Raw genomic sequence first — 26292 nt, forward strand, 5'->3', positions numbered from 1 at the left:
CAACACGGCAGACGAACATGAAGGCGTCACGCCTTCCACCTTGATTTTCTTAGCGCGGAGAAACAAGCATGTTCTGGGAGAAGAAGCTGACGCAGTGGGTCGAGGAAGTCCGCGAGCAAGCCAACTTGCCCGCGCGCCTCGTGTTGTGGGACGGACAGCAACACGACTTCGGCCGCTTTGCCGCGCCTGCCGTGACGCTGCATGTGAAAAGCGCGACCGCGCTGCCGTATCTGCTGGAGCCGAGCCTCGACAATCTGGGCGAGGCGTATGTCAAAGGCAAGATCGATATCGAGGGCAAGCTCTCGGACATCATCAACATCGGCTATTCGCTCGCGAAAAGCACGGTGACGAATGCGAGCAAGCTCGCCCGCGTGCGACGCTACTTCAATCACTCGAAGGCGTCGGACAAGAAGGCCATTCAGTATCACTACGACGTGTCGAACGAGTTCTACCAGCTCTGGCTGGACAAGAACATGGTGTATTCCTGCGCGTACTTCGAAAACGGCGACGAAGACCTCGACACCGCGCAGATCAAGAAAATCGACCACATTCTCACGAAGATTCAGGTGCAGCCGGGGCATCGGCTGCTCGACATCGGCTGCGGCTGGGGTGCGCTCGTCATTCGCGCGGCGCAGAAATTCGGCGCGAAGTGCGTGGGCGTCACGCTGTCCGAGAACCAGTTCAAGCTCGCGACGCAGCGCGTGAAGGACGCCGGTCTCGAAGGCCAGATCGACATCCGCCTGCAAGACTATCGCGACGTGGAAGGCCAGTTCGACCGCATCACGAGCGTCGGCATGTTCGAGCACGTCGGGCGCAAGAATCTGCCGGGCTACTTCGCGAAGATGCGCGAACTGCTCGTCGATGACGGCATCGCGATGAACCACGGCATCACGTCGTCGGATGCGGATAGCGGCGAGACGTCGCTCGGCGGCGGCGAGTTCATCGACAAATACGTGTTTCCGGACGGCGAGCTGCCGCATATCAGCCTCGCGCTGGAGAGCATGCAGCGCGGCGGGCTAGAAGCCGTCGATGTCGAAAGCCTGCGCCGCCATTACGCGCGTACGCTCGATATCTGGGCCGAGAACTTCGAAGCGCATGCCGAAGAAGCGCGCAAGCTCGTGGACGACGAGAAATTCCGCATCTGGCGCGTGTATCTCGCCGGCTGCGCGTACGCGTTCGAGAACGACGACGTGTCGCTCTATCAGGTGATTTGCCGCAAGGCGGGCCGCAGCGCGAAGACGCTGCCGTGGTCGCGGCGCTATATCTACGAGAAGCCGCTCTGAGCCGGGAAGTGTCCGCCATCGATGCAGGCGCGGGCGACGACGAACAGTGCGATCTGTTCGGCGCGCCCGAGCCTGCGGTCGTTTCGAAGCCGCGCGGCGTGCTGCCCGCGCCGTTGAAGCGCGAACACGAAGACATCGCGAAGCGGCTGCCGGCGAGCGTGCATCTCGGCACGTCGACGTGGTCGTTTCCAGGCTGGCAAGGCATCGTGTACGGCGACGCGTACGCGAACAGCACGCTTTCGCGCGATGGCCTCGCCGCCTACGCCGCGCATCCGCTGTTGCGTGGCGTGTCCATCGACCGGTCGTTTTACGGTCCGGTATCGGTCGCGCAATACGCGCGGTACGCGTCGCAGGTGCCGGCGCACTTCCGGTTCATCGTGAAGGCGCCCGCTTCGGTCACGGACGCATTTATTCGCGGCGAGCGCGGCTTGCCCGGCGCTGACAATCCCGCTTTTCTGAACGCGCAAATAGCCATCGACGAGTTCGTCGCGCCGTGTCTGAGCGGCCTCGGGGCGAAGGCCGGCGCGCTCGTCTTCCAGTTCCCGCCGCTGCCCGACGCGATGATCGTGGACCCGTCGCGCTTCGTCGAGCGGCTCGCGTCGTTCCTCGCCGCGTTGCCGCCGCTAGAAGGCGAAGCGTGTTATGCGGTCGAGTTGCGCGACGCGGTCATGCTGACGCCGCGCTTCATCCGGGCGCTGCGCGACGCGAACGTGCGCTACTGCATCGGCGTGCACGCGCGCATGCCGGACGTGCGCCGTCAGGCGAAGGCGCTGGCGCTGCTGGATGAGGAAGAAATGGGACCGCTCGTCGTGCGCTGGAGTTTGCACAGCGGCTTTCGCTATGAACAGGCGAAGGCCAAGTACGAACCGTTCGACAGAATCGTCGATGAAGACCGCGAGACGCGCGAGGCGCTCGCGGAACTGGCCGCGCGTTACGCCTTCGCGGGCCAGCCGGTGGTCATCGCGGTGAACAACAAGGCGGAAGGCTCCGCCCCGTTGACGTGCTTCGAACTGGCGCGCGGCATCGCAGAGCGTTGCGAGCGCGCGCAGTCCGGCCCGCGCGCCGTCACGCCTTGAGGCGATGCGCGAACTTCTTGCGAAACTTCGCGACCTTCGGCCCGACGACCGCCGCGCAATAACCCTGATTCGGATGCTGCGCGAAGAAGTTCTGGTGATACGCCTCGGCCGGATAGTAGTCGTCGCGTAGCGGCGTCACTTCGGTCACGATCTTGCCGCCGTAGACGTCTTCGCGCTGCAGTTCGTCGATGACTTCCTGCGCGATCCTGCGCTGCTCGTCCGAATGCGTGAACACGGCCGAGCGATACTGCGTGCCGACGTCGTTGCCCTGACGGTTGAGCTGCGTCGGATCATGCGTCGCGAAGAAGATTTCGAGAATCTCGCGATAACCGATGACCTCGGGATCGAACACGACCTTCACGACTTCCGCGTGCCCGGTATCGCCGTCGCACACCTGCTCGTACGACGGATTCGCCACCTGGCCGCCCGCGTAGCCGGATTCGACGGACTGCACGCCCTCCACCGCCAGAAACACGGCTTCGGTGCACCAGAAACAACCGCCGCCGAGCGTCGCGGTTTCGAGTCTCGCTTGCTGGTTCATGCCTGCTCCTCTCAAGTGCAGCGGCCACGCCGCGGACCATCCATATTGATGCGCGAAGCCGCTTATTCAATGCCGCCGAGCTTACCGGCTTTTGCAAGCGGCGTTGCCCACATTGCCCGTACTGGCTTATGGCGGCTCGAAGCAGCCGATTCCGCTAGAATCGAGTCAATTTCCAGCTTTTACATGGCTTCAAAAAAGGTTCGTCCGACTCGAGCGCGACATTCAGCACGACACTCGGCCTGTTCGGTGCCAAAAGACCTATTCGATCGCCCACTTGCCCGATGAAACGCGCCAGAACTCCGAACTTCGATCCCACCGCGTTCCGTGCCGCGCTCGGCCAGTTTGCGACAGGCGTCACCGTCATCACCACGCGCACGGATTCCGGCCAGTTGATCGGCATCACGGCGAGCTCGTTCAATTCCGTTTCGCTGGATCCGCCGCTCGTGCTGTGGAGTCTCGCGACCCGCTCGGCCTCCATGCCCGTGTTTCGCGCGAACAGTCACTACGTCATCAACGTGCTGGCCGCTTCGCAACTGGACCTGTGCCGGCGCTTCGCGACGGTGAAGGGCGACCGCTTCGCGGGCGTCTCGCACGCGGCGGGCGACAGCGGCATGCCGGTGCTGGACGGCGCGCTCGCCTGGTTCGAATGCCACAACCGCAGCCGCTACGACGAAGGCGATCACGTGATCTTCGTCGGCGAAGTGGAACGCTGCGGCGTGCGCGAAGACGCGTCGGAGATTGCGCCGCTCGTCTTTCAGGCGGGCGGCTTCCACTCGCTCGGGCCGCTGGAATAACGCCGGCTCAGGCGCCGCGCGCCGGCTGCTCGATGAGCGCGACCGGCACGCCCGCATCGTCCTTCATGGTTTGCAGCACGATATTCGAGCGGATGTCGATCACGCCCGGCGCCTTGTACAGCTTCGTCAGAATGAAATCGGAGTAGTGCTTGAGATTGTGCGCCAGCACGCGCAGCACGTAATGCGTGTCGCCGGTGACGACGAACGCGCCGACCACTTCCGGCCACTCGCGTACCGCCGCTGCAAACTTCTCGTGCCAGTTCTCCTGATCGTTGCGCATGGAGACGTGCACGAACGCCTCCAGTTCGATGCCCAGCCGCTCGCGGTCCAGACACGCGCGATAACTCGCGATCACGCCCTCCTCTTCGAGCAGGCGCATGCGCCGCAAGCACGCGGAAGGCGACAGCGAAATGCGCTCCGCGAGGTCCAGGTTGCTGATCCGTCCATCTTCCTGCAGCACCGCCAGAATTCGGCAATCCGTTGCATCGAGCGTGAATCCGGTCACTTTTGAGTCTCCTAGCCCGTTTCCTCGAATTATGTTCTAGCCACAAACCTTTTGGGTGGTTATTTTGCAATCACTTTTCAAGATAACGCGGCTATGATTTGACGCATCTCCCCGCTCTCTGCTAGGCCGCCATGACGCTCATCGACATCTCGCCGCCGATCGCCGCCGCGACGCCGGTCTGGCCGGGCGACACGCCTGTCGGCATCGAGCGCGTCTGGCGGATGGAAGCGGGCTCGCCGGTGAACGTCGCGCGCGTCACGCTTTCGCCGCACACCGGCGCGCATGCCGACGCGCCGCTGCACTACGACGAACACGGCGCAGCCATCGGCGAGGTCGCGCTAGAGACGTACATCGGCGCGTGCCGCGTCGTGCATTGCATCGGCGCTTCGCCCGTCGTGACGCCGGAGATGATCGCGGCGCACCTCGACGACGCGCCGCCGCGCGTCCTCATCCGCACGTATGACCGCGCGCCGCTCGACGCATGGGACAGCGCGTTTTGCGCCGTTGCGCCGCAAACCATCGACCTGCTGGCGGCGAAAGGCGTGAAGCTCGTCGGCATCGACACGCCGTCGCTCGATCCGCAGGAATCGAAGACGATGGACGCGCACCGCCGCATTCGCGCGCACGGCATGGCGATTCTCGAAGGACTCGTGCTCGATGCCGTCGCGCCCGGCGACTACGAACTGATCGCGCTTCCGCTCAAGTTCTCGACGCTCGATGCAAGCCCCGTGCGCGCCGTCCTGCGCCCGCTACCCTGAATCTTCCCCGAACACATGGACTTTTCGATGAAATCTCGTGACGACGCCGCCGCCCTCGACCGCGACGACCCGCTCGCCCGCCTGCGCGACCAGTTCTCCCTTGCCGACGGTGTCATCTATCTCGACGGCAATTCGCTCGGCGTGCCGCCGAAAGCCGCCGCCGCGCGCGCCGCGAGCGTGATCGGCAGCGAATGGGGCCATGGGCTGATCCGAAGCTGGAACACGGCGGGCTGGTTCGCGCTGCCGAAGCGCCTCGGCAACAAGCTGAGTTCGCTGATCGGCGCAGAAGAAGATGAAGTCGTCGTGACGGACACGATTTCCGCGAATCTCTTCAAGGTGCTTTCCGCCGCACTGAAACTCGCGAACGAGCGCGACCCGAAGCGCCGCGTGATCGTCTCGGAACGCTCGAACTTCCCGAGCGATCTGTACATCGCGCAGGGTTTGATCGAGCAGCTGGATCGCGGATATGAACTGCGTCTCGTCGACGATGCCGCCGACCTGCCCGCCGCGATCGACGAAGACACGGCCGTCGCGATGATCACGCACGTCAACTACCGCACCGGCGCCATGCACGACATGGCCGCGCTGACCGAGACGATTCATCGCGCGGGCGCGCTCGCGGTGTGGGATCTCGCGCATTCGGCGGGCGCGGTGCCGGTGGATCTCAACGGCGTCGGCGCGGACTATGCGGTCGGCTGCACGTACAAGTATCTGAACGGCGGCCCGGGATCGCCCGGCTTCGTCTGGGTGCCGAAGCGTCACCAGAACGCGTTCTCGCAGCCGCTTTCCGGCTGGTGGGGCCATAAGAAGCCGTTCGAGATGGACCCGGTGTATCGCCCGGACGACGGCATCGGCCGCTTTCTGTGCGGCACCCAGCCGATCGTTTCGATGGCGCTCGTCGAATGCGGGCTCGACGTGTTCCTGCAAACCGACATGCAGGCGCTGCGGCGCAAGTCGCTCGCGCTCGGCGATGCGTTCATCGCGCTGGTCGAGGCGCGGTGCGGCGGCTTTCCGCTCACGCTCGCGACGCCGCGCGATCACGCACGACGTGGCTCGCAGGTGAGCTTCGAGCATCCGCACGGCTACGAAGTGATGCAGGCGCTGATTGCGCGCGGCGTGATCGGCGACTATCGCGAGCCGGGCATTCTGCGCTTCGGCTTCACGCCGCTCTACACGCGTTTCGTCGATGTGTGGGATGCGGTCGAGGTGCTGCGCGACGTGCTCGCGACCGAAAGCTGGCGCGCGCCGGAGTTCGCCGAACGCGCGTCGGTGACCTGAGGACTGAGATGATGAGCGAAACCAAGGGTTGTCCGTTCGGCCACGGCACGACGGCGGCGCAAGAGAAAGACGGCTGGCACGACGCGCGGCTCGATTTCTCGGATTCGATGAGCTATGGCGACTATCTCGGCCTCGATTCGATTCTGACCGCGCAGCATCCGCTCTCGCCGGATCACAACGAGATGCTGTTCATCGTGCAGCATCAGACGAGCGAGCTATGGATGAAGCTCGCGCTCTACGAACTGCGCGCGGCGCTCGGCGCGGTGCATCGCGATGAACTGCCGCCCGCGTTTAAGATGCTCGCGCGCGTGTCGCGCATCTTCGAGCAGCTCGTGCAAGCGTGGAACGTGCTCGCGACAATGACGCCTTCAGAGTACACCGCGATGCGGCCGTATCTGGGCGCGTCGTCGGGGTTTCAGTCGCATCAGTATCGGCAGATCGAGTTCATGCTCGGCAACAAGAACGCGCAGATGCTCAAGCCCCACGCGCATCGGCCGGACATTCTCGGCGAGGTGCGGGCGACGCTCGAAGCGCCCTCTTTTTATGACGAAGTGATTCGCCTGCTCGCGCGACGCGGTTTCGAGATCGATCCCGCGCGCCTCGAACGCGACTGGACGCAGCCGACCACGCACGACGCGTCAGTCGAAGCCGCGTGGCTCGCGGTGTATCGCGAGCCGTCGAAGCATTGGGAACTGTATGAAATGGCGGAAGAACTCGTCGATCTCGAAGACGCGTTCCGTCAGTGGCGCTTTCGCCATGTGACCACGGTCGAGCGGATCATCGGCTTCAAGCAGGGCACGGGCGGCACGGCGGGTGCATCGTATCTGCGCAAGATGCTCGACGTCGTGTTGTTTCCGGAGCTTTGGCACGTGCGCACGCTCCTCTGAGCGTTCACCTTCACGCGAGCCGCGCGGCCAGCGCCCGCAGTTTTGGGCCGATGGTTTCGCGGAAATACGCTTCGTCCATCGACGATGCCGGGCCGCTGCTGCTCAACACAAGCCAGCGGCCATTGCGCTCGTCGCGAAACGGCGCGGCGATCGCGTTGACGTCGTCATGCCATTCGCGGAACGAGTAGCAGCAGCCGTCGCGGGCGAAGTCCTCGATCGCGCGCTCGGCGGCCGCAACGCGCGCCGCGCCCTCCGCTCTTCCCAACTCTTCCAATAACGCCGCCCGCGCGGCCGGCTCCTGCACCGCCAGATAGGCGCGGCCCATCGAGCTCGTGAGCATCGAAAGGCGCGAGCCGGGCGCAAGCCCGAGCGTCAGCGCCGTCTCGCTGCGGATCGTTTCGAGATAAATCATGTCGAGCCCGTCGCGGCAGCCAAGCGACACCGCCGCGCCGATCTCGCGCGCGAGCGCGCGCATGTGCGGCCGCGCAAGTTCGAGCGTGTCCGCGCCTGCGAGCAGCGCGAATCCCAGCGACAGCACGCCGGTGTCGAGCGCGTATTTGCCGGCGGCTTCGTCGAAACGCAGATAGCCGAGCGTCGCGAGCGTGTACGCGAGCCGATTGACGGTCGCCTTCGGCAATCCGGTCCGCTCGACGAAATCGCGGTTGGCGAGCAGCGTGTCGCCCGGCCGAAACGCGCGCAACATATCGAGACCGCGTGCGAGCGCGACCACGAACCGCCGCTCGTCGATGCCTTCGGGCGGCGTTTTCGCGATGGCGTATGAGTTGGAATCGGCTTGCATCGGATGCTAAACTGGGAGTTCATTTTCAGAACATTGTTTCGCAGAGCGGAACCAACGTCAAGCGCCGCGCGATGGCGCTTTCCACGACTTGAGGAGAACGCGATGGCCGACGCCGCCCGCTTCAACTGGGAAGATCCGCTGCTTCTGGATCAGCAATTGACCGAAGAAGAACGCATGGTGCGCGAAGCGGCGCGCGCCTACGCGCAGGACAAGTTGCAACCGCGCGTGATGCAGGCGTTTCGCGAGGAAAAGACAGACCCGGCCATCTTTCGCGAGATGGGCGAACTCGGTCTGCTCGGCCCGACGATTCCGGAGCAGTACGGCGGACCGGGCCTCAACTACGTGAGCTACGGGTTGATCGCGCGGGAAGTCGAGCGCGTGGATTCCGGCTATCGGTCGATGATGTCGGTGCAATCGTCGCTCGTCATGGTGCCGATTCACGCTTTCGGCAGCGAGGCGCAAAAGCAAAAGTATCTGCCGAAGCTCGCGCGTGGCGAGTGGATCGGCTGCTTCGGGCTGACGGAGCCGAACGCGGGCTCGGACCCGGCCAGCATGACGACGCGCGCGAAGAAAGTGCCCGACGGCTATTCGCTGTCCGGCGCGAAGATGTGGATTTCCAACTCGCCGATCGCGGACGTGTTCGTCGTCTGGGCGAAGCTCGAAGAAGACGGCCGCGACGAGATTCGCGGCTTCATCCTCGAGAAAGGCTGGAAGGGGCTTTCCGCGCCCGCGATTCACGGCAAGGTCGGACTGCGCGCGTCGATCACCGGCGAAATCGTGATGGACGACGTGTTCGTGCCGGAGGACAACCTGCTGCCGAACGTGCGCGGGCTCAAGGGGCCCTTCACGTGTCTCAATTCGGCGCGCTACGGCATCTCGTGGGGCGCGCTCGGCGCGGCCGAAGCGTGCTGGCATACGGCGCGGCAATACACGCTCGATCGCAAGCAGTTCGGTCGTCCGCTTGCCGCCAATCAGCTGATTCAGAAGAAGCTCGCTGACATGCAGACCGAAATCACGCTCGGGCTGCAAGGCGTGCTGCGCCTCGGCCGCATGAAGGACGAAGGGACGGCGGCCGTCGAGATCACGTCGATCATGAAGCGCAATTCCTGTGGCAAAGCACTGGAGATCGCCCGGCTTGCGCGCGACATGCTGGGCGGCAACGGCATTTCGGACGAGTTCGGCGTGGCGCGGCATCTCGTGAATCTGGAAGTGGTCAACACGTATGAAGGCACGCACGACATCCACGCGCTGATTCTCGGGCGCGCGCAAACCGGCATTCAGGCGTTCTTCTAAGCGCGCAGCCCCCGATGTGCGACAAGGCCGGTCCTGGCACGACCGGCCTTTTTCGTTAATGCGGGCCCGCAGCCGTTTTGTAACTTTCGATGCGCGGCTGAAACTTTTACGGGCCAGATCGCCTCCATGTTGGACAGGAGGCCGGCATAAGCGAGCGGCCCGCCCGCAGCGCCACGGCGGCAAAGCGACTGGAACGGAACCTGCATCCGCAAGCCGCTGCAGCAAAGCCTCCTCGTCAGCGATGGCATCTTTGGTTACGATGCCCGTAGCCTCACCGATGGAGCTTTCAATGTCAGATACCAATAAGGAGCGATTCATGTCGGATATCAAAACCGTTCTCGCTGACGCCGAAGACCTGCTCAAGCAAGCCGCTGCCGCCACGGGCGAGCGCGCTTCTGAGCTGCGCGAAAGCGCCATGTCGCGCCTGAAACAAGCCAAGGAAAAAGCCGCCGACGCGCAAGTCGTCGTGGTCGAGCGTGGCCGTAAAGCGGCGCGCGCCACCGACGATTACGTTCACGAGCATCCGTGGGCGTCCATCGGAATCGCGGCGGGCATCGGCATGGTGATCGGTCTGCTCATCAATCGTAAGTAGTCGTTCCATGCTGCCCGCACGCGCGGGCAGCATTTTTTTCGCCGCAATGGCCCGAGGCTTGCTAAATCCGTAACCGATGCGGTCCTCCGGGATCGAATCAGTTCGAACTGCGACGCTCTTACCAGGCGCGCGGCTCGACGTTCGCGCCGGCTCCTTGCTTCGTGCATCGGCCGGAAACATCCAAGCGGCACCCAACGCGCTCTCGCACCCAAACCATGACGACAGAACGGCTACCGCGCGATTCGTCCCCCGGACCCTTGCGCCGCATTGTGAGTTCCGCCTTCGCCATCTTCGAGACCCGGCTGGAACTGATCGGCATCGAGCTGCAGGAAGAAAAAGTCAGGCTGATCGGCGTGCTCTTCCTCGGGCTCGCGGCCATGCTGCTCGCCATGATGGCGCTGATCTCGCTGACAGTGCTCATCGCCATATTCTTTTGGGATACGTATCGTTGGCAGGCGCTCGGCGGCATCACGCTGCTGTACGCGGTGCTCGCGATCGGATGCGGCCTGCGTGCGCGCGGCAAGTTGAGCGATGCGCCGCATCTGTTCGACGACACGCTCGACCAGTTCCGCAAGGACCGCGACATGTTCAACTAAGCGCCGCCACGCGGCGCCTTTGAACGCGATCCCATTCTTTCCACGCGAAACTCACTTGCCCGTTCGATCATGAGCCATAACGACGCCACCTCCAGCGCAGCCAAGCAGGAAGTTCAGCAGCAGCTTCGCACGCCCGGCATGCGCACGCTGCGCAAGGAATTGCTGCTTGCGCGCGCGGATGTCGAACGCATGGAACTGCGGCAGGCCACGCACGAATTGCGCGATAACGTCGCGCATCTGCCGCTCATCGGCATGCTGGTGCCGGGAAGCCGCCCTGCGAGACGTGGCATCCGCAATACATCGCCGCGTGGCACCATCGCCGGCGTGCTGGATTCGCTGCTCGGCCGCGGCGGCGCGGGCAAGTTCAGCTTCCTCTTCAAGCAGTATCCGGTGGTCGGATCGCTCGCTTCGCTGCTGTTGACGAAGCCGGTGCGCACTCGCCTGTTGCGCGGCGCGAAGCCGCTCATCAAATGGGGCGGTCTCGGGCTGGCCGCATGGGAAGGCTGGCGCATCTGGCAACAGATGAAGGCCACGAGCGTGGAAACGTCCACCGACGCCGTCGATCCGACCGTTTTCTAGTCGCATAGCCGCATCATCCCTTGCCCGTCCAGCACGCGGCCGATTTGGCCGCGTCGAGCGTCGCTGCGCCATCCGTCAGCCGATTCGAGCGCGAGCCGGTCGCGTCGATGGTGAACACGCCGCATGCGTCGGCCTCCATCGGGCCAGGCGAAACGGGCGCCGCTTCGATCGTATAACCTCCGTTAGTCGCGGACTCGGGCAAGAGCGCGAGCCGGTAGACGGCCGTTCCGCTCGACGGCGCCTGGTCGATGCCCGCGCTCAGCGCAACGGTGCCCGCTCCGGTCTGGGACAGCCGCGCGCTTTCCACGAACTGCACCGCCTTGAACAGCGCGGCAGCCGCGTCCAGCCGATGCGCTTTCGCGACATGCGACTGATACGCAGGAATGGCGAACGTCGCGATGATCGCCGCGACGCCTAGCGCGGTCATCAGTTCCAGCAGGCTGAAGCCCGCGCTTGATCTCAGTTTGCTCATCCTTGGTTTTCCTTAGAATGGTTTCCCCGCGACGCGCCGCCACTGTTGCGTGACGGTGCCGTTCGTCGAATCGATGCGCAGTTGCAGCCAGGCTTCGGTCTGCAACGTCGCGCCGAAGCCGCGCGCCGTAATCAGATACGAGGTCGCCGACGACTGACCGGAACGCGACCACGTTTCGATCAGGCATTGGGGCGGACGCATTGCGTAGGGCCACGACGCGTACGGCGCGACTGCAATCGCCGACGCGCCTTCGAACGACGCCTTCAGCCGCCAGCGCGCCGGCTCCTGATCGACCGCTCCTATCGCCGGCAACGCCGCCGACAGCATGTGGCTGCATCGGATGAGCGCGCTGTCCGCCGCATGGAACGCCTGCACGCGCTCGCGCGCCGCGACGGTCGTGCGCGCCGCCACGAGCGATGTTTGCAGCCATGCGCTCGCCGTGACGAGGATGATCGCCGCGAGCACAAGACAATGGGCAGCGCCGTGCCGCGAGACAACGCGCGACGGTTCATGCCGCGCCTCCTTGATTCGCCGAAGCTGCATTGCGAATCTGCACGCGACGCCAGAACGCCTGGTGCATGCGCGCATCGTCGGCGACGGCGGGCGCGCCGGTGCAATCCAAGTAGTTCGTGCGGCGCTGTCTCGCGGCCGCAAAGCCTCGGACGAGCACGCACACGTCGGCGGCGCGAACGTCGGGCCAACGGTCGCGCGGGATCGCGGAAGCATCCACCGCGCTCGACGCGCCCGCCAGCCAGTACAAAACTCGAATGCGTTCGATGCCTTCGACCAGCGGCTGCGCCTGCTTGCCACTGCCCTCGCAATACAGTTCCGGCTCGCCCGTCGACGCGCTGGCTTTCGCATACAAGCGGTTGCCGACGAAGGCGTCCGCCACCGACTGGCCGATGCAATCCGTCGGCGCGCCCGCCGATGTCGCCCACGTCGAAACGGTGTCGGCTGCATAGCGCACCTGCACGCCGTCGGACCGGCTCGCCAGCGACTCGCACGACGCCGCCGTATCCGCGCCGACCACGCGCGCCTGCGAGCAACCGAATAGCGCGGCATCGGCGCGCGTTGCCCCGAAGCCCGCCATCTGTATCTGCTGAGCGATGAGGTCGAGCGCAGACACGCCGGCGTCGTGCATGCGCGCGGCGTCGGTGGCGCGGTCGAACGCCGCGCGCTGGCCGCGATACAGCGACAGCATGGCCAGCACGATCAACATGCCGAGCGCGAGCGATATCGCGAGTTCGACGAGCGTGTGGCCGCGCACGGGAAAAGAACGCGGCGTCATCGCGCGAAAGCCACGGCAATGCACGACGTGAGCGGCCTCGCTTGCGGCTCGGGGCACGGATCGGCGCGGTCGTCGGCGTGCCAGCTGACGGTCGCGACGCGCACGCCGTCTGCGCGATCGAGCACGGCGACATCGCCATCGGGCAAGGTCGAGGACGCTATCGCCTGCCATTGCGACAGGACCGCCGCGCGATCCGCGTCGCTGCGAATGCCTTCCGCGACCGAATCGGCGATGAGCGTCGCGCGCTCTCGCAGCAACGCGAGCCGCTCGCCCCTCGCGAGCGCGCTTTGCACCGCGACGATTCCGAGCGCCGTCACGGCGGCGAGCGCGAGCGCGATCATCACTTCCATCAGCGAATCGCCGCTTTGCGTCGTCTTCATGTCGATGCTCCGCAGCCGCCCTGCGTGATGCGCGGCCGCCCGCCCGCCGCGATGCGAATGCAGCGGCGCGCTGCGGCATTGCCAGCGGGATTGGCGCCGCGCGGGGAGAAATCGAAGCTGCGAAAGCCGCCGATCACCTGACCCGACGGCGGCGTGAAAGAAAGATCGGTGGCCGCGCCCGCGATGGCGATGGAAGACATGGCCGGTTCAACGCGCAGCAGCGCCGGAACGCCGTCGCGATCGACGAAAAGCGCCCAGCCGCAAGACCAGTCCGTGATGCCGCCTTCGCAGCCTTTGCCCGATGCGAGGCAGTGCCGCGCGGCGTCGATGCGACACAGCGTGACGCGCGCGCCGCGCCTCAGTGCTTCGGCCCGCGCGAGCGAAAGCGTCGAAAAGAAGGAGCGCGCCCGGGCATCGACCTGATCGCGCATCTGCCAGGCGAAAAACGACGGCGCCGAGAATGTCGCGATGATCGCCATGACGGCCAGCACGACGCACAGTTCGACCAGCGTGAAGCCGCTTGAGCCGCTTAAGCCGCTGAAACCACGGAAGCCACATGAGGAAGCGCGATTCATCTGCATCCCTGAACGATTCGAGTTGAAGAACGCTGAATTTATCGGGAAGCGACGCGCGCCGCCATTAGCCGAACGGCCTAGTGTTCAGGTGACTTTTCGGCCGGCAGACTAGCCGCGGGAATGAGAGAAAACCTTGCGGAGGGCGAATGCAGAACGAATCAACGCTTACGGGAAGCGGATTTCTTGGGCGCGGCGCGGCGGAATTCCTCGAGCACGTCTTCGAACTCGGAAACGTCCTCGAAGCGTTTGTAGACGGAGGCGAACCGCACGTAGGCGATGGTGTCGAGCTGGCGCAATTCGTTCATCACGAGCTCGCCGAGACGCTCGCTCTGCACTTCGCGCTCGCCGCTGCCGAGCAGCTGGTATTCGATGCGCGCAACGGCGGCGTCGATGGCGTCGGCCGCGACCGGGCGCTTGCGCAGCGCGAGCTTCATGCTGGCGACGATCTTGCGCCGGTCGAACTCGGTGCGGCTGCCGTCTTTCTTGACGACGGACGGCAGCGCAAGCTCCACGCGCTCGTATGTGGTGAAACGCTTGTCGCACGCAGGGCAGCGCCGACGCCGCCGGATGGCCGCGCCGTCCTCCGACACGCGGGAATCGACGACCTGAGTGTCTTCGTGTCGGCAGAACGGGCAGCGCATCGCGGCGTGTCTCGGGACTTGGCTAGAGGATTAACGGTAGACCGGGAAACGCTTGGTCAGATCGGCCACTTGCGCGCGCACGCGCTCGATGGTCGCCTGGTCTTCCGGATTGTCCAGCACGTCCGCGATCAGGTTGCCGACGATTTCGGCTTCCTTCACGCCGAAGCCGCGCGTGGTCATGGCGGGCGAACCGAGACGCACGCCGCTCGTGACGAACGGCTTTTCCGGATCGTTCGGAATCGCGTTCTTGTTCACCGTGATGTGCGCGGCGCCGAGCGCGGCTTCCGCGGCCTTGCCCGTGATCTTCTTCGCGCGCAGGTCGACCAGCATCACGTGGCTTTCGGTGCGGCCCGACACGATACGCAGTCCGCGCTTGACGAGCGTTTCGGCCAGCACGCGAGCGTTGTCGATCACGGCTTGCTGATACGTCTTGAACTCGGGCGCGAGGGCTTCCTTGAACGCGACGGCCTTCGCGGCGATCACGTGCATCAGCGGGCCGCCCTGAATGCCGGGGAAGATGGCCGAATTGATCTGCTTCTCGAATTCCGCCTTCATCAGGATGACGCCGCCGCGCGGGCCGCGCAGGCTCTTGTGCGTGGTCGTCGTGACGAAATCCGCGTGCGGCACCGGGTTCGGATACAGGCCCGCGGCGACGAGACCGGCGTAATGCGCCATGTCGACCATGAAGTAAGCGCCGACGCTCTTCGCGATCTTCGAAAGACGCTCGAAGTCGATGCGCAGCGCGAACGCCGACGCGCCCGCGACGATCAGCTTCGGCTTATGTTCCTTGGCGAGCGCCTCGGTCTTTTCGTAATCGATGTCTTCGGCTTCGTTCAGGCCGTAGCTCACGACGTTGAACCACTTGCCCGACATGTTCACCGGCGAGCCGTGCGTGAGGTGCCCGCCTTCCGCGAGGCTCATGCCCATGATCGTGTCGCCCGGCTTCAGGACGGCGAAGAACACGCCCTGATTCGCCTGCGAGCCGGAGTTCGGCTGCACGTTCGCGGCTTCTGCGCCGAAAAGTTGCTTCACGCGGTCGATGGCCAGCTGCTCGACGATATCCACGTACTCGCAACCGCCGTAATAGCGCTTGCCCGGGTAGCCTTCCGCGTATTTGTTCGTGAGTTGCGAACCCTGCGCGGCCATGACGGCCGGGCTCGTGTAGTTTTCCGAGGCGATCAGCTCGATGTGCTCTTCCTGTCGGCGGTTTTCCTGCTCGATGGCCTTGAGCAATTCGGGATCGACTTTGGCAAGGGTACTTTCGGCTCTGTCGAACATACGTTTTCCGTGAGATCAAAACAGGTTGACCGGATCGCGCGGGCGCACGAAAGGCTGGACACCGATGAAGTCCAGACGCGGCGGATGAGGGAAGAATCCGGTTTCGCGGAACGGACAGCCACCGGCAACGCAGCGACGGCGCGCGGATCTCAGCTGCCCAGGCGAACGGCAAAACGACGCTCCGCGCTTCCTAGTGGGTCGTTCCACCTTGAATCCGAAGATTCTATCGCCAGTCACGCGGGGTTTGAGCGTTGTAGTTTAATGGGCGGCCGGGCTTTAGGCAACCGGCCTCCGGACCCCTTCGCGACCCTCTTTTGCGGTGCGTGGCTGCGCCCTGAAGCACGGTCGTTCGTGTGCGCGGTCGCTTGCCGCCTGGCATCAATGGAAGTACCCTTTGCGCCGTTGCCGGACGCGTGCCCGCGCGCCGCCCGGTTCGGCCTATCGCTTATCTCCAATCGGAGCTCGACCATGATCGTCTTCGTCACCGGCGCGTCAGCCGGCTTCGGCGCCGCCATCGCGCGCGCTTTCGTCAAGGGCGGCCATCGCGTCGTCGCGGCGGCGCGTCGCAAGGAACGCCTCGACGCGCTGTCGAAGGAACTCGGCGACGCCTTGTTGCCCGTCGAAATCGACGTGCGCGACGAAAGCGCCGTGCGAAACGCGATCGCATCGCTGCCTGACGGCTTTGCGCAGATCGACGTGCTCGTGAACAACGCCGGCCTCGCGCTCGGTCTCGAGCCCGCGCAACGCGCGAACTTCGACGACTGGAAGAACATGATCGACACGAACTGCGCCGGTCTCGTCGCCGTCACGCATGCCGTTCTGCCGGGCATGGTCGAGCGCAATCGCGGGCACGTGTTCAATCTCGGCTCGGTGGCAGGTACTTATCCTTATCCCGGCGGCAACGTCTACGGCGCGACCAAGGCGTTCGTGCGGCAGTTCAGCCTGAACCTGCGCGCCGATCTTGCGGGCACTGCATTGCGCGTGACGGATATCGAGCCGGGCCTGTGCGGCGGAACCGAGTTCTCCAACGTGCGCTTCAAGGGCGACGACGACAAGGCCGCGTCCGTCTACAAGGACGTGCAGCCGCTCACGGCCGAGGACATCGCGGACACGATCTACTGGATCGCCACGCGGCCGGCGCACGTGAACATCAACACGATCGAACTGATGCCGGTCGCGCAGACGTTCGGACCGTTGCAAATTCACCGCGGCTGAGCGGCAAACTGCCTGAGGATTTGGCGAGCACTTAGCGGGTTCCGGTAAAATGCCGCGGATGAATATCTGTCAAAAAGCGAGCCGCAGCGGTCTGAGAAGGCCCGGCGCAAGCGGGGCGGCGCGCAGGTGAGCAATCCGTCCGTTTTCGAATGGCCGATTCGCGTGTACTACGAGGACACCGACGCCGGCGGCATCGTTTTCTACGCGAATTACCTGAAGTTCTTCGAGCGTGCGCGTACCGAATGGCTGCGCGCGTGCGGCATCGACCAGCAGCGCCTCGCGGAATCGGACGGCATCGTGTTCGTCGTGAAAAGGACGTCCGTCGATTATTCAGCGCCCGCCCGCCTCGACGACGTGATCCGCGTCGTCAGCCGTATCGAGCGGCTCGGGCGCGCGTCGGTGGACTTTCATCAGGAAGCGTGGCGCGACGGCGTGCTGCTCGCGAGCGGCGAGATTCGCGTGGCGTCGGTGGATCGCGCATCCATTCGGCCCGCCGGCATTCCGGCAGCCGTCCTCGACGGACTCCGGCGCGGCCCTCCTGCGGCGCAGTCAGCCGATGCACCCATCGCGCCGCATGGCGGATTCAGCCGTGGTTAGCAGAGCAAGACAATCGAGAAAGAGCCGGCAAAGGCGCGGCTTTCGTTCCGTTCACATCTCATTCACGAAAGCCTGACGCTCAGACCGGACGCCGTTTTCCGGGAAGTAACAGCGGACCTTTATGAACAATACACAAGACCTGTCGATCGTATCTCTCGTCGTCCATGCCAGCGTGCTCGCGCAGGCCGTGATGGCGCTCTTGCTGGTTCTGTCGCTTCTGTCGTGGACCTTCATCTTCCGCAAGTGGTTCGCCATTCGCCGCGCGCGCGCGCAGACGGAGCGCTTCGAACGCGATTTCTGGTCGGGCGGCGACCTCCAGGCGCTGTATCAGAGCGCGGCGAACAACCGTCACACCATCGGCGCACTCGAGCGTATCTTCGAGTCGGGCATGCGCGAATTCCTGAAGGGCAAGGAACGCCGCATCACCGATCCGAGCGCGATTCTCGACGGCTCCCGCCGCGCGATGCGCGCCGCGTTCCAGCGCGAAATGGACGTGCTTGAAGCGAACCTCGCGTTCCTCGCGTCGGTCGGCTCCGTGAGTCCGTATATCGGCTTGTTCGGCACGGTATGGGGCATCATGAATTCCTTCCGCGGTCTCGCCAACGTGCAACAGGCGACGCTCGCGAACGTCGCGCCGGGCATCGCCGAGGCGCTCGTCGCTACCGCGATCGGCCTGTTCGCCGCGATTCCCGCCGTGGTCGCGTACAACCGCTACGCGCACGACATCGACCGTCTGGCGATCCGCTTCGAGACCTTTATCGAAGAGTTCTCGAACATCTTGCAGCGTCAGGCGCACTAACAGGAGTCCGCGATGGCAGGCCCGATCCGTTCCAGCATGCGCGGCAGTTCGCGCCGCGCGATGGCCGACATCAACGTCGTGCCGTATATCGACGTGATGCTCGTGCTGCTCGTCATCTTCATGGTGACCGCGCCGCTCGTGTCGCCGTCGATCATCAATCTGCCGACCGTCGGCAATGCGCAGCCGCAGGAACAGCAGCCGCCGCTCGTCATCAACATCAAGGCGGACGGCAGCATGAACGTGCGCTATAAGGAAGAAGGCGGCGCCACGCAAGAGCAGAAAATGACGAAGGGCGATCTCAACGCATTCGTGCTCAATCGTCAGGAGTCGCACCCGGATCAGCCTGTCGTGATCGCGGCGGACAAGACGGTGAAGTATGAAGTCGTCATGGACGTGATGTCAGATATGAAAGCGCGCGGCGTGAAGCGCGTTGGATTGCTCGTCAAATCGCAATGATCGATCGTCGCACCGGCCAGCCCCAGCAGGCGCGCGCGCGTTCCGCGCGGCCCATCCGTCCGCCGCGCGAGCGAGGCACGGGCAAGGCGTTCGCGCTCGCGGCCGTCATGCATTTGCTGCTCGGCTGGCTGCTCTATCACGGCATCAACTGGCAGAACAACACGCCGGCCGGCGCGGAAGCGGAAATCTGGACCGATATCCCCGACATGTCCGCGCCGACGCCGCGCCCCGCTCCTCCGCCGCCCGCGCCTGCAAAGGCGCAGCCCGCGCCGCCGCCCGCGAGAGACGAGCAGGCGGACATCGCGTTGCAGGAGAAGAAGCGCAAGCAGCAGGAAGCCGCCGCGCGCGAGGCGCAGCTTGCCGAGCAGCGTCGCGAGCAGCAGCAGGCGCAGCAGGAAGCCGAGGCGAAACGTCAGCAGCAACTCGCCGCGCAAGCGGCCGCAGCCGCCGCAGCGCAGAAGGCGATGCAGGACAAGCAGAAGCAGATCGAGAAGCAGCGTCAGGCGGAACTGCAAAAGCAACAGCAAGCCAAGGCGCAGCAAGAGAAGGAACGTCAGCAGCAAGCCGAGGCGCAGAAGGCGGAACAGCTCAAGGCCGAGCAACTGCAGGCGCAGAAGGAAGCCCGCGCGAAAGCCGACGCCGAAGCGAAAGCCAAGGCGCAGGCAAAGGCGAAGGCCGACGCGGAGGCCAAAGCGAAGGTCGACGCCGAACGCCGGGCGCGGCTCGCCGCGCTGCAAGGCCAGTTGGGCGGCGGCACGAGTTCGAGCGGCGAAGGCCTCGCGAAGAGCGGCACGGGCCGGGGCGCGGGCGGCAACGCGACATCGCCCGGCTATGCCGAGAAGGTGCAGCGGCGCGTGCGGCCGAACATCGTCTGGGCCGGTGAGACCGCAGGACTCGAAACGGTCGTGTCGGTCCGTTGTTCGCCGTCGGGCACGCTGCTCTCGGCAAACATCAGCCGGTCGAGCGGCAACGAGCAATGGGATCAGGCGGCGCTTCGCGCAGTGCAGCGTTCGGACCCGATGCCCGTCGATGTCGACGGCAAGGCGCCCGATCATTTCACCATCACGCTGCGCCCGGCTGGAGGCTGATTGGGCCAGCGTGCGAGGCGCTTTGCGCTGGGAACGAATCGTGCAACCGGGGGTCTGTTCTGCATTCCCCAGACACTTGAAAACGCTTTTTTCGGAACCTATACAGCATGAGTTTGATGACGAAGCTTGGCCTGAGAACGCTGGTCGCATCCTGCCTGATTGCAGCCGGCACCGCCGCACACGCCCAGTTGAACGTGCTCGTCACCGGCGTCGGTTCGACTCAGTTCCCGATCGCGACGGCTAATTTCGCCAACGAGGCGAGCTCGCCGCAGCAGATCAGCGCGATCATTCGTCAGGATTTGCAGAGGAGCGGCAAGTTCACGAACATCGACGCGGGCAGCACGCCGGTTTCGGAAACCGAATCCGTCGATCTCGGCGCGTGGAAGGCCAAGGGCGCGGACGCGTTCGTGTCGGGCAGCGTCACGCGCCTGTCGAACGGCCAGTACGAAGTGCGCTTTCGCCTCTATGACACGGTGAAGCAGCAGAATCTCGGCGGCCTGTCGCTCGTCAGCGCGGAAAGCGGCCTGCGCATGAGCGCGCACAAGATTGCGGATTACATCTACGCCAAGCTGCTCGGCGGCCGGGGCGTGTTCGCCACGCGCCTGTCCTATGTCATTCAGACGGGCGGGCGCTATCAGTTGCAGATTTCGGATTCGGACGGCCAGGACGCGAAGATCGCCCTCTCCAGCCCGGAACCGATCATCTCGCCGGCGTGGTCGCCGGACGGCACGAAGGTCGCGTACGTGTCCTTCGAAAAGAAGAAGCCCGTCGTCTACATTCACGACCTGCCGACCGGGCGCCGCATCGTCGTGTCGAATCAGAAGGGCAACAACAGTGCGCCGGCGTGGTCGCCTGACGGCCGCAAGCTCGCGGTCGCGCTGTCGCGCACAGGCAATACGCAGATTTTCGAAGTCAACGCGGACGGCACCGGCCTGCGCCGTCTGACACAAGGCAGTTCCATCGATACCGAGCCGGCCTACTCGCCCGATGGCAACTCCATCTATTTCACGAGCGATCGCGGCGGCCAACCGCAGATCTACAAAATGCCGGCGGCGGGGGAATCTGCCGGCGCGGCCCAGCGGGTCACGTTCACGGGCAGCTACAACACGAGCCCGCGCGTGAGTCCGGACGGCAAGCAACTCGCGTACATTTCGCGCACCGGCGGCGGCTTCAAGCTGTATTTGCAGGACCTCGCGTCCGGCACGGCAACGGGGCTGACCGACACGACGCATGACGAATCGCCGAGCTTCGCGGCGAACGGTCAGTACATCCTCTACGCCACCCAAGTGAACGGACGTGGCGTGTTGGCAGCCGTGTCGACCGATGGTCGCACGCGGCAAGTCTTGTCCGTACAGGGCGGCGCGGTGCGCGAGCCGTCCTGGGGTCCGTTCATGCAATAAGTCCAGCAATACGTTTCACCTACAACGTTCAGCTACAACACAAGGAGAGGTACCATGATGTCGAAACTCCGTATCGGCCTGGCAGTTGCAATGGTCGGCGCATTGGCCGCGTGTCATTCGGGCGTGAAGCTCGATGAAGGCGCAAACAAGGGTGCGGTGAGCACGCAGCCCAACCCGACGGACGTGAAGCAAGTCAACATCGACCCGCTGAACGATCCGAACAGCCCGCTAGCCAAGCGCAGCATCTATTTCGACTTCGACAGCTACGCCGTGAAGGACGACTATCAGCCGCTGCTGCAACAACATTCGTCGTATCTGAAGAGTCATCCGGAGCGTCACGTCCTGATTCAGGGCAACACCGACGAACGCGGCACGAGCGAGTACAACCTCGCGCTCGGCCAGAAGCGTGCGGAAGCCGTGCGTCGCGCGATGTCGCTGATGGGCGTGGCCGATTCGCAGATGGAAGCCGTGAGCCTCGGCAAAGAAAAGCCGATGGCGACGGGTCACGACGAATCGTCGTACGCGCAGAACCGCCGCGCGGATCTCGTGTACCAGCAGTAATCGAACTAACGTAACCAGTCACGGGTGAGTCGCCCTATGTTGTATCGCTTTCCCTTGCTGCGCGCTGCCGCAGCCGCGTGTGTAGCCGGTTTGGCAATGCTCGGCGTGCCCGCGCACGCCGGCGTCTTCGACGACAACGAAGCGCGCAAAGCCGTGCTCGATCTGCGCACCAAGACCGATGGCCTCACCAATCAGTTGCAGGCTGCGCAGCGCACGATCCTCGATCAGCAGAATCGCCTCGACCAGCTGAATCAGCAGCTCGCGACGGTTCGCGGCCAGAACGAGGACCTGGCGAACCAGGTGGCCACGCTGCAAAAGCAGCAGAAGGACTATTACGCCGACCTCGATACGCGCTTGAAGAAGTTCGAGCCGCAGCAGCAGACCATCGACGGCGTGACGGGTTCGGTGCAGCCCGGCGAGACGGAAGCGTTCAACGCAGCGTCGACGGAGTTCCGTAACGGTGATTACAAGGGTGCCGCGGCGTCGTTCAAGGCGTTCGTCGCGAAGTACCCGCAAAGCCCGTATCAGCCGACCGCGCAGTACTGGCTCGGCAACGCGTTGTATGCGCAGCGCGACTACAAGGGCTCGACCGCGATCTGGCAGAATCTGGTGAAGACGTACCCCACGCATCCGCGAGCACCCGAAGCGTTGCTCGCAATCGCGAATAACCAGATCGAACAGGGCCAGAAATCGGCTGCGAAGCAGACGCTCCAACAGATCATCTCGCAGTATTCGGGCACTGAAGTCGCGCAGACGGCGCAAAGCAAGATGTCGCAGGTGAAGTAAGCGGAGCTCTTGAGCTTCTCCGGTTCCGCGCCTCTCGTTGAAGGACGCTCGCGGGCACGCATGCCGCGGGCGTTTTTCTTGAGCGAGTAACGGCGATATACGGTTGACAGTATTCGAGATCGCCGCTTATAATTTCGCCTCTTTCGGGTCGTTAGCTCAGCTGGTAGAGCAGCGGACTTTTAATCCGTTGGTCGCAGGTTCGAATCCCGCACGGCCTACCAAAGAAATTAAAGGGTTACAGGCGCAAGCCCGTAGCCCTTTGTCGTTTCTGCTAATTAGTTCGCTCGACGAATGGACGCTTCGGCACTCAGCCGCAGCCGAGACACCGAACCTACACCGCGGTCACCCCGCCATCTACGGCAAGCACCTGCCCGGTTATGTGCTTGCCGGCATCGCTCGCAAAAAGAACAGCCGCGCCCTTCAGGTCTTCGTCGTCGCCAAGACGGTGAAGCGGAATGCTCTCGCACATGCGCTCGATGCCCCAGCGGTCGAGCGAGCTCTGCGTCATCCTCGACGGAAAGAAGCCGGGCGCAAGCGCGTTCACCGTGATGCCGTGCTCGCCCCACTCGCCCGCGAGCGTCCGCGTGAAGTTCACGACCGCGCCTTTCGACGTGTTGTAGGCGATCGTCTCCATCGTGCCGGGGCCGTTGCCCGCCAGCCCCGAAATGGACGCCACGTTGATGATGCGTCCATAGCGGCGCGGAATCATCGAGAGCTTGCCGATGCGCTGCGTCAGCAGGAACAGCCCGCGAACGTTCAGATTCATCACCTTGTCCCACCCGGCGATCGGATGATCCTCGGCGGGCGCGCCCCATGTCGCGCCCGCGTTGTTCACCAGAATGTCGACGCGGCCGAGCACGGCGAGCGCTTCATCGGCAAGGCGGGCGATGTCGTCCTCCCGCGCGCCATCCGCCGCGATCCACCGCGCATCGACGCCGCGCGAGCGCAGATGCTGCGCGGCGGCATCTGCGCTCGTCCGGCTTGCGCGCGGACAGCACGATGCGCGCTGCCTGCTCGCCCAACGCCTCGGCAATCTGCAGGCCGAGGCCGCGTGAGCCGCCCGTCACGAGCGCGGTCTTGTCTCTCAGGTCGATGAGTTGTTGTACGGTGCGCATTCGCTCTCCTAGAACCACGCGTCCTGCATGTCGAGCGTCGTGCGGTCCAGCGACACGAGCAGATCGAACTGCGGTCCGACGCGCGGCAGTTCCCACTTGAAGAAGTAATCGGCGGCCGCGAGCTTGCCGCGATAGAACGCCGCGTCGTCGTCGTTGCCGGCGGCGGCGAGCCCCGCGCGCGCCGCAAGTGCCTGTTCGAGCCAGATCCACGCAACGGTCACATGGCCGAACGCCTCCATGTACAGCGACGCGTTCGCGAGCGTGACCGACGGATCGCCCGCCGCCCACAACATGCGCGTGACGTGCATGAGGCGCGTCACCGATTCGTCGAACGAAGACGCGTGCTTGACGAGCGCCGCATCGCCCGCCGCGGATGCGCGCGCCGCGCTCGCGTGCATGCGGTCCACGAGCAGCCGAAGCGCCGCGCCGTCTTTCAGGGTCACTTTCCGGCCGAGCAGATCGAGCGCCTGAATGCCGTGCGTGCCTTCGTGGATCGCGTTGAGACGGTTGTCGCGATAGAACTGCCCGACGTTGTACTCGCGCGTGTAGCCGTAGCCGCCGTGCACCTGAATTGCGAGATTGTTCGCTTCGAGGCACCATTGCGACGGCCAGCTTTTCGCAATCGGTGTCAGGATGTCGAGCAAGAGCGTGAGGCGTTCATGTTTTTGCGCGTCGTCCGCAGCTTCGGCGGCGCGCGCTTCGTCCACGAGCTTCGCGCAGTACAGGTTCAGCGCGAGGCCGCCCTCCGCGTAGCTCTTCTGCGCGAGCAGCATGCGGCGCACGTCGGCGTGCTCGACGAGCTTCACCTGCGGGCTCGCCGGGTCCTTGCCGCCGCGGCCCGTGGGGCGTCCCTGAGGACGGTTGCGCGGATAGTCGAGCGCGTGAAGATAGCCCGTATAGCCGAGCGCCGCCGCGCCGAGCCCGACGCCGATGCGCGCCTCGTTCATCATGTGGAACATGCAGGCGAGCCCCTGCCCCGCCTCGCCGACGAGATAGCCCACCGCGCCCGCCTTGCCCTGCGGCCGATGCCGCACGCCTTCGCCGAAGTTGAGCAGGCAGTTGGTCACGCCGCGATAGCCCATCTTGTGATTGAGCCCGGCGAGCACTACATCGTTATGTTCGCCGAGCGAGCCGTCTTCTTCGACAAGATACTTCGGCACGATGAAAAGCGAGATGCCCTTCACGCCGGGAATCAGCTTGCCGTCCGGACCGGGGATTTTCGCGAGCACCAGATGGACGATGTTCTCGGACAGCTCATGCTCGCCGCCCGAGATCCACATCTTGTTGCCCCGCAGCCGATACTGCGCCCCGAACGGCGATTCGCCCTCGTACTCGGCGCGCGTCGTGATATCCGATAACGACGAGCCCGCCTGCGGCTCGGACAGACACATGGTGCCGAAAAAGCGGCCTTCTAGTTCAGGACGCACGAAGGTGTCGATCTGCTTCTGCGTGCCGTGCGCGAGCAGCAGGTTCGCGTTGCCGATGGTCAGGAACGGAAACGCCGCCGTGCCGATATTCGCGGCGACGAAGTACGCGAAGCCCGCCTTCTCGACGACCACCGGCAACTGCATGCCGCCCAGATCGTAGTCCTGTCCCGCAGCCATCAACCCGGCATCGCTGAACGCTTTGAGCGCCGCCTTCGCTTCGGGGATGACCTGCACGCGCTCGCCGTCGAAATGCGGCTCCTGCTGATCGCTTTTCTTGCTATGCGTGGCGAAGAGATCGGTGGCGATCATCTCGCACGTATCGAGCGCGGCGTCGAACGTTTCGCGCGAATGGTCGGCGTAGCGGGGGTTGTCGGTGAGCGCCTGGACCTTCAGCCATTCGTACAGAAGAAAGTTCAGATCGCGCCGGGAAAGGATCAACGACATGTCTCTCGTCCTTGTCAAAGCACTTCGAAGAGGCCGGCCGCGCCTTGTCCGCCGCCGATGCACATTGTCACGACGACGTGCTTCACGCCGCGGCGCTTGCCTTCGACCAGCGCGTGTCCAACGAGCCGCGCGCCCGACACGCCGAACGGATGCCCCACCGCGATGGCGCCGCCGTTCACGTTGAGCCGCTCCATCGGAATGCCGAGCGTATCGGCGCAGTACAAGACCTGCACGGCGGAAGCCTCATTCAGCTCCCACAAGCCGATGTCGTCAACTGTCAGGCCCGCCTTCTTCATGAGTTTCGGCACCGCGAACACCGGTCCGATGCCCATTTCGTCCGGCTCGCAGCCCGCCACCGCGAAGCCGCGAAACACGCCGAGCGGCGCGATGCCCCTCGATGCGGCGACGCGCGCATCCATCACGACGCACGCCGACGCGCCATCCGAGAACTGCGACGCATTGCCCGCCGATATGACGCCGCCCGGCAGCGCGCTGCGAATCTTCGCGACGCCTTCCAGCGTGGTGTCCGCGCGAATGCCTTGGTCGGCGGCGGTGGTCAGTTCGCGGCTCACGATATCGCCGGTCGCGCGACCGACGACGCCGCGGCGACGGTCATCGGCACGATTTCTTCGTCGAAGCGGCCGGCCTCGCGCGCCGCCGCCGCGCGTTGCTGGCTGCGCACGCCATACTCGTCCTGCCGTTCGCGCGAAATGCCGTAGCGCTTGGCGACCTCCTCCGCCGTCTGCAACGTGCTCCAGTAGATCTCGGGCTTGTTCGCGGTGAGCCACG

General features: G+C 64.6%; 29 protein-coding genes, 1 tRNA gene, 2 pseudogenes and 1 riboswitch. Of the genes and pseudogenes, 19 read left to right on the plus strand and 13 right to left on the minus strand.

Annotated features, from left to right (window positions below):
- The first annotated feature begins 68 nt into the window (after positions 1-68).
- Positions 69-1283: a class I SAM-dependent methyltransferase gene (locus tag NCR34_RS11345; RefSeq protein ID WP_250499917.1), complete on the plus strand. Its 1215-nt coding sequence runs from the start codon at positions 69-71 to the stop codon at positions 1281-1283.
- Between the two features lie 8 nt (positions 1284-1291).
- Positions 1292-2359, plus strand: coding sequence for a DUF72 domain-containing protein (locus NCR34_RS11350; RefSeq protein ID WP_248320456.1), 1068 nt, complete (start codon positions 1292-1294; stop codon positions 2357-2359).
- On the opposite strand, the gene msrA is transcribed toward NCR34_RS11350, so the two are convergent.
- A complete protein-coding gene (gene msrA, locus NCR34_RS11355; protein WP_250499919.1) occupies positions 2349-2900 on the minus strand; it encodes a peptide-methionine (S)-S-oxide reductase MsrA in 552 nt (183 codons plus the stop codon). The two genes, NCR34_RS11350 and msrA, sit on opposite strands and share 11 nt — an antisense overlap.
- A gap of 281 nt (positions 2901-3181) precedes the next feature.
- On the opposite strand from msrA, the gene NCR34_RS11360 reads away from it, so the two are divergent.
- A complete protein-coding gene (locus NCR34_RS11360) occupies positions 3182-3694 on the plus strand; it encodes a flavin reductase family protein (RefSeq protein ID WP_206466903.1) in 513 nt (170 codons plus the stop codon).
- Positions 3695-3701: 7 nt separating this feature from the next.
- Here NCR34_RS11360 and NCR34_RS11365 read toward each other — a convergent pair whose 3' ends face one another.
- Positions 3702-4199, minus strand: coding sequence for an Lrp/AsnC family transcriptional regulator (locus NCR34_RS11365; protein ID WP_175944902.1), 498 nt, complete (start codon positions 4197-4199; stop codon positions 3702-3704).
- A 131-nt stretch (positions 4200-4330) separates the two neighbouring features.
- Here NCR34_RS11365 and kynB point away from each other — a divergent pair, with 131 nt between their 5' ends.
- The 3 genes from kynB to kynA are packed head-to-tail and all read left to right on the plus strand — an operon-like array spanning position 4331 to position 7122.
- Positions 4331-4957, plus strand: a complete 627-nt coding sequence (gene kynB, locus NCR34_RS11370; RefSeq protein ID WP_250499920.1) for an arylformamidase — start codon at positions 4331-4333, stop codon at positions 4955-4957.
- 27 nt (positions 4958-4984) lie between these two features.
- Complete coding sequence (gene kynU / locus NCR34_RS11375; protein ID WP_248320460.1) at positions 4985-6235, plus strand: kynureninase; 1251 nt, start codon at positions 4985-4987, stop codon at positions 6233-6235.
- 11 nt (positions 6236-6246) lie between these two features.
- The gene (gene kynA / locus NCR34_RS11380; protein ID WP_248320461.1) at positions 6247-7122 is read left to right on the plus strand and encodes a tryptophan 2,3-dioxygenase; all 876 of its coding nucleotides are present in this window, start codon (positions 6247-6249) and stop codon (positions 7120-7122) included.
- 10 nt (positions 7123-7132) lie between these two features.
- On the opposite strand, the gene NCR34_RS11385 is transcribed toward kynA, so the two are convergent.
- Positions 7133-7921: an IclR family transcriptional regulator gene (locus NCR34_RS11385; RefSeq protein WP_250499921.1), complete on the minus strand. Its 789-nt coding sequence runs from the start codon at positions 7919-7921 to the stop codon at positions 7133-7135.
- Between the two features lie 102 nt (positions 7922-8023).
- Here NCR34_RS11385 and NCR34_RS11390 point away from each other — a divergent pair, with 102 nt between their 5' ends.
- The 4 genes from NCR34_RS11390 to NCR34_RS11405 all read left to right on the plus strand — a co-directional run bounded on the left by NCR34_RS11390 (position 8024) and on the right by NCR34_RS11405 (position 10981).
- Positions 8024-9214 carry an acyl-CoA dehydrogenase gene (locus NCR34_RS11390; protein WP_250499922.1) on the plus strand — a complete coding sequence of 397 codons (1191 nt, stop codon included), beginning with the start codon at positions 8024-8026 and terminating at the stop codon, positions 9212-9214.
- A 289-nt stretch (positions 9215-9503) separates the two neighbouring features.
- Positions 9504-9806 (plus strand): ElaB/YgaM/YqjD family protein, encoded by a 303-nt coding sequence (locus NCR34_RS11395; protein ID WP_175944915.1) that lies wholly within the window; start codon positions 9504-9506, stop codon positions 9804-9806.
- A gap of 215 nt (positions 9807-10021) precedes the next feature.
- A complete protein-coding gene (locus NCR34_RS11400) occupies positions 10022-10402 on the plus strand; it encodes a phage holin family protein (RefSeq protein ID WP_175944917.1) in 381 nt (126 codons plus the stop codon).
- Positions 10403-10471: 69 nt separating this feature from the next.
- Positions 10472-10981 carry a DUF3318 domain-containing protein gene (locus NCR34_RS11405; protein ID WP_206466917.1) on the plus strand — a complete coding sequence of 170 codons (510 nt, stop codon included), beginning with the start codon at positions 10472-10474 and terminating at the stop codon, positions 10979-10981.
- Positions 10982-10994: 13 nt separating this feature from the next.
- Here NCR34_RS11405 and NCR34_RS11410 read toward each other — a convergent pair whose 3' ends face one another.
- The 7 genes from NCR34_RS11410 to glyA form a co-directional block, all read right to left on the minus strand.
- Positions 10995-11453: a type IV pilin protein gene (locus tag NCR34_RS11410; protein WP_250499924.1), complete on the minus strand. Its 459-nt coding sequence runs from the start codon at positions 11451-11453 to the stop codon at positions 10995-10997.
- Between the two features lie 12 nt (positions 11454-11465).
- On the minus strand, positions 11466-11996 hold the full coding sequence (locus NCR34_RS11415; RefSeq protein WP_250499925.1) for a pilus assembly PilX family protein: 531 nt from the start codon (positions 11994-11996) through the stop codon (positions 11466-11468).
- Positions 11962-12741, minus strand: coding sequence for a PilW family protein (locus NCR34_RS11420; RefSeq protein ID WP_250499926.1), 780 nt, complete (start codon positions 12739-12741; stop codon positions 11962-11964). The genes NCR34_RS11415 and NCR34_RS11420 overlap by 35 nt, the downstream gene beginning before the upstream one ends.
- Positions 12738-13121, minus strand: a complete 384-nt coding sequence (locus NCR34_RS11425) for a type IV pilus modification PilV family protein (protein WP_250499928.1) — start codon at positions 13119-13121, stop codon at positions 12738-12740. The genes NCR34_RS11420 and NCR34_RS11425 overlap by 4 nt, the downstream gene beginning before the upstream one ends.
- Complete coding sequence (locus NCR34_RS11430; RefSeq protein ID WP_250499929.1) at positions 13118-13696, minus strand: GspH/FimT family pseudopilin; 579 nt, start codon at positions 13694-13696, stop codon at positions 13118-13120. Before NCR34_RS11430 ends, NCR34_RS11425 begins: the two co-directional genes overlap by 4 nt.
- A gap of 158 nt (positions 13697-13854) precedes the next feature.
- Positions 13855-14337, minus strand: coding sequence for a transcriptional regulator NrdR (gene nrdR, locus NCR34_RS11435; protein WP_175944931.1), 483 nt, complete (start codon positions 14335-14337; stop codon positions 13855-13857).
- Between the two features lie 30 nt (positions 14338-14367).
- Positions 14368-15615: a serine hydroxymethyltransferase gene (glyA, locus tag NCR34_RS11440; RefSeq protein WP_175944933.1), complete on the minus strand. Its 1248-nt coding sequence runs from the start codon at positions 15613-15615 to the stop codon at positions 14368-14370.
- 148 nt (positions 15616-15763) lie between these two features.
- Positions 15764-15862: riboswitch (ZMP/ZTP riboswitch) on the minus strand.
- 221 nt (positions 15863-16083) lie between these two features.
- On the opposite strand from glyA, the gene NCR34_RS11445 reads away from it, so the two are divergent.
- The 9 genes from NCR34_RS11445 (at position 16084) to NCR34_RS11485 (ending at position 22738) form a co-directional block, all read left to right on the plus strand.
- Positions 16084-16830, plus strand: coding sequence for an SDR family NAD(P)-dependent oxidoreductase (locus tag NCR34_RS11445; protein WP_248320471.1), 747 nt, complete (start codon positions 16084-16086; stop codon positions 16828-16830).
- 126 nt (positions 16831-16956) lie between these two features.
- A complete protein-coding gene (gene ybgC / locus NCR34_RS11450) occupies positions 16957-17427 on the plus strand; it encodes a tol-pal system-associated acyl-CoA thioesterase (RefSeq protein WP_175944937.1) in 471 nt (156 codons plus the stop codon).
- Positions 17428-17548: 121 nt separating this feature from the next.
- Complete coding sequence (gene tolQ, locus NCR34_RS11455) at positions 17549-18226, plus strand: protein TolQ (RefSeq protein WP_175944939.1); 678 nt, start codon at positions 17549-17551, stop codon at positions 18224-18226.
- A 12-nt stretch (positions 18227-18238) separates the two neighbouring features.
- Complete coding sequence (gene tolR, locus NCR34_RS11460; protein WP_175944941.1) at positions 18239-18682, plus strand: protein TolR; 444 nt, start codon at positions 18239-18241, stop codon at positions 18680-18682.
- Complete coding sequence (gene tolA, locus NCR34_RS11465) at positions 18679-19770, plus strand: cell envelope integrity protein TolA (RefSeq protein ID WP_250499930.1); 1092 nt, start codon at positions 18679-18681, stop codon at positions 19768-19770. The genes tolR and tolA overlap by 4 nt, the downstream gene beginning before the upstream one ends.
- A 107-nt stretch (positions 19771-19877) precedes the next feature.
- Positions 19878-21170 carry a Tol-Pal system beta propeller repeat protein TolB gene (gene tolB, locus NCR34_RS11470; protein WP_250499931.1) on the plus strand — a complete coding sequence of 431 codons (1293 nt, stop codon included), beginning with the start codon at positions 19878-19880 and terminating at the stop codon, positions 21168-21170.
- 54 nt (positions 21171-21224) lie between these two features.
- Positions 21225-21731: a peptidoglycan-associated lipoprotein Pal gene (pal, locus tag NCR34_RS11475; protein WP_244847193.1), complete on the plus strand. Its 507-nt coding sequence runs from the start codon at positions 21225-21227 to the stop codon at positions 21729-21731.
- A gap of 36 nt (positions 21732-21767) precedes the next feature.
- Positions 21768-22517 (plus strand): tol-pal system protein YbgF, encoded by a 750-nt coding sequence (gene ybgF, locus NCR34_RS11480; protein ID WP_250499932.1) that lies wholly within the window; start codon positions 21768-21770, stop codon positions 22515-22517.
- A gap of 145 nt (positions 22518-22662) precedes the next feature.
- A tRNA-Lys gene (locus NCR34_RS11485) sits at positions 22663-22738 on the plus strand.
- 110 nt (positions 22739-22848) lie between these two features.
- On the opposite strand, the pseudogene NCR34_RS11490 reads toward NCR34_RS11485, so the two are convergent.
- From NCR34_RS11490 to NCR34_RS11500, 3 genes and pseudogenes are all read right to left on the minus strand, one after another.
- Positions 22849-23632, minus strand: a pseudogene (locus tag NCR34_RS11490) (SDR family oxidoreductase).
- Positions 23633-23640: 8 nt separating this feature from the next.
- Positions 23641-25503 carry an acyl-CoA dehydrogenase gene (locus NCR34_RS11495; RefSeq protein WP_250499934.1) on the minus strand — a complete coding sequence of 621 codons (1863 nt, stop codon included), beginning with the start codon at positions 25501-25503 and terminating at the stop codon, positions 23641-23643.
- A gap of 14 nt (positions 25504-25517) precedes the next feature.
- A pseudogene (locus NCR34_RS11500) lies at positions 25518-26290 on the minus strand (acetyl-CoA C-acyltransferase); the annotation flags it as partial.
- Between the last annotated feature and the right edge of the window lie 2 nt (positions 26291-26292).

Source organism: Caballeronia sp. GAWG1-5s-s (genome assembly GCF_023631445.1).
Lineage (GTDB): Bacteria > Pseudomonadota > Gammaproteobacteria > Burkholderiales > Burkholderiaceae > Caballeronia.

Coding starts and splice junctions, on each gene's coding strand:
- glyA (WP_175944933.1), bottom strand. CDS start 15,615: ATGTTCGACAGAGCCGAAAGTACCCTTGCCAAAGTCGATCCCGAATTG.
- NCR34_RS11410 (WP_250499924.1), bottom strand. CDS start 11,453: ATGAGCAAACTGAGATCAAGCGCGGGCTTCAGCCTGCTGGAACTGATG.
- nrdR (WP_175944931.1), bottom strand. CDS start 14,337: ATGCGCTGCCCGTTCTGCCGACACGAAGACACTCAGGTCGTCGATTCC.
- NCR34_RS11395 (WP_175944915.1), top strand. CDS start 9,504: ATGTCAGATACCAATAAGGAGCGATTCATGTCGGATATCAAAACCGTT.
- kynA (WP_248320461.1), top strand. CDS start 6,247: ATGAGCGAAACCAAGGGTTGTCCGTTCGGCCACGGCACGACGGCGGCG.
- ybgF (WP_250499932.1), top strand. CDS start 21,768: ATGTTGTATCGCTTTCCCTTGCTGCGCGCTGCCGCAGCCGCGTGTGTA.
- NCR34_RS11420 (WP_250499926.1), bottom strand. CDS start 12,741: ATGACGCCGCGTTCTTTTCCCGTGCGCGGCCACACGCTCGTCGAACTC.
- NCR34_RS11400 (WP_175944917.1), top strand. CDS start 10,022: ATGACGACAGAACGGCTACCGCGCGATTCGTCCCCCGGACCCTTGCGC.
- kynU (WP_248320460.1), top strand. CDS start 4,985: ATGAAATCTCGTGACGACGCCGCCGCCCTCGACCGCGACGACCCGCTC.
- NCR34_RS11430 (WP_250499929.1), bottom strand. CDS start 13,696: ATGAATCGCGCTTCCTCATGTGGCTTCCGTGGTTTCAGCGGCTTAAGC.
- kynB (WP_250499920.1), top strand. CDS start 4,331: ATGACGCTCATCGACATCTCGCCGCCGATCGCCGCCGCGACGCCGGTC.
- NCR34_RS11415 (WP_250499925.1), bottom strand. CDS start 11,996: ATGCAGCTTCGGCGAATCAAGGAGGCGCGGCATGAACCGTCGCGCGTT.
- NCR34_RS11390 (WP_250499922.1), top strand. CDS start 8,024: ATGGCCGACGCCGCCCGCTTCAACTGGGAAGATCCGCTGCTTCTGGAT.
- msrA (WP_250499919.1), bottom strand. CDS start 2,900: ATGAACCAGCAAGCGAGACTCGAAACCGCGACGCTCGGCGGCGGTTGT.
- pal (WP_244847193.1), top strand. CDS start 21,225: ATGATGTCGAAACTCCGTATCGGCCTGGCAGTTGCAATGGTCGGCGCA.
- NCR34_RS11385 (WP_250499921.1), bottom strand. CDS start 7,921: ATGCAAGCCGATTCCAACTCATACGCCATCGCGAAAACGCCGCCCGAA.
- tolQ (WP_175944939.1), top strand. CDS start 17,549: ATGAACAATACACAAGACCTGTCGATCGTATCTCTCGTCGTCCATGCC.
- tolB (WP_250499931.1), top strand. CDS start 19,878: ATGAGTTTGATGACGAAGCTTGGCCTGAGAACGCTGGTCGCATCCTGC.
- NCR34_RS11345 (WP_250499917.1), top strand. CDS start 69: ATGTTCTGGGAGAAGAAGCTGACGCAGTGGGTCGAGGAAGTCCGCGAG.
- tolA (WP_250499930.1), top strand. CDS start 18,679: ATGATCGATCGTCGCACCGGCCAGCCCCAGCAGGCGCGCGCGCGTTCC.
- NCR34_RS11405 (WP_206466917.1), top strand. CDS start 10,472: ATGAGCCATAACGACGCCACCTCCAGCGCAGCCAAGCAGGAAGTTCAG.
- NCR34_RS11445 (WP_248320471.1), top strand. CDS start 16,084: ATGATCGTCTTCGTCACCGGCGCGTCAGCCGGCTTCGGCGCCGCCATC.
- tolR (WP_175944941.1), top strand. CDS start 18,239: ATGGCAGGCCCGATCCGTTCCAGCATGCGCGGCAGTTCGCGCCGCGCG.
- NCR34_RS11495 (WP_250499934.1), bottom strand. CDS start 25,503: ATGTCGTTGATCCTTTCCCGGCGCGATCTGAACTTTCTTCTGTACGAA.
- NCR34_RS11360 (WP_206466903.1), top strand. CDS start 3,182: ATGAAACGCGCCAGAACTCCGAACTTCGATCCCACCGCGTTCCGTGCC.
- NCR34_RS11425 (WP_250499928.1), bottom strand. CDS start 13,121: ATGAAGACGACGCAAAGCGGCGATTCGCTGATGGAAGTGATGATCGCG.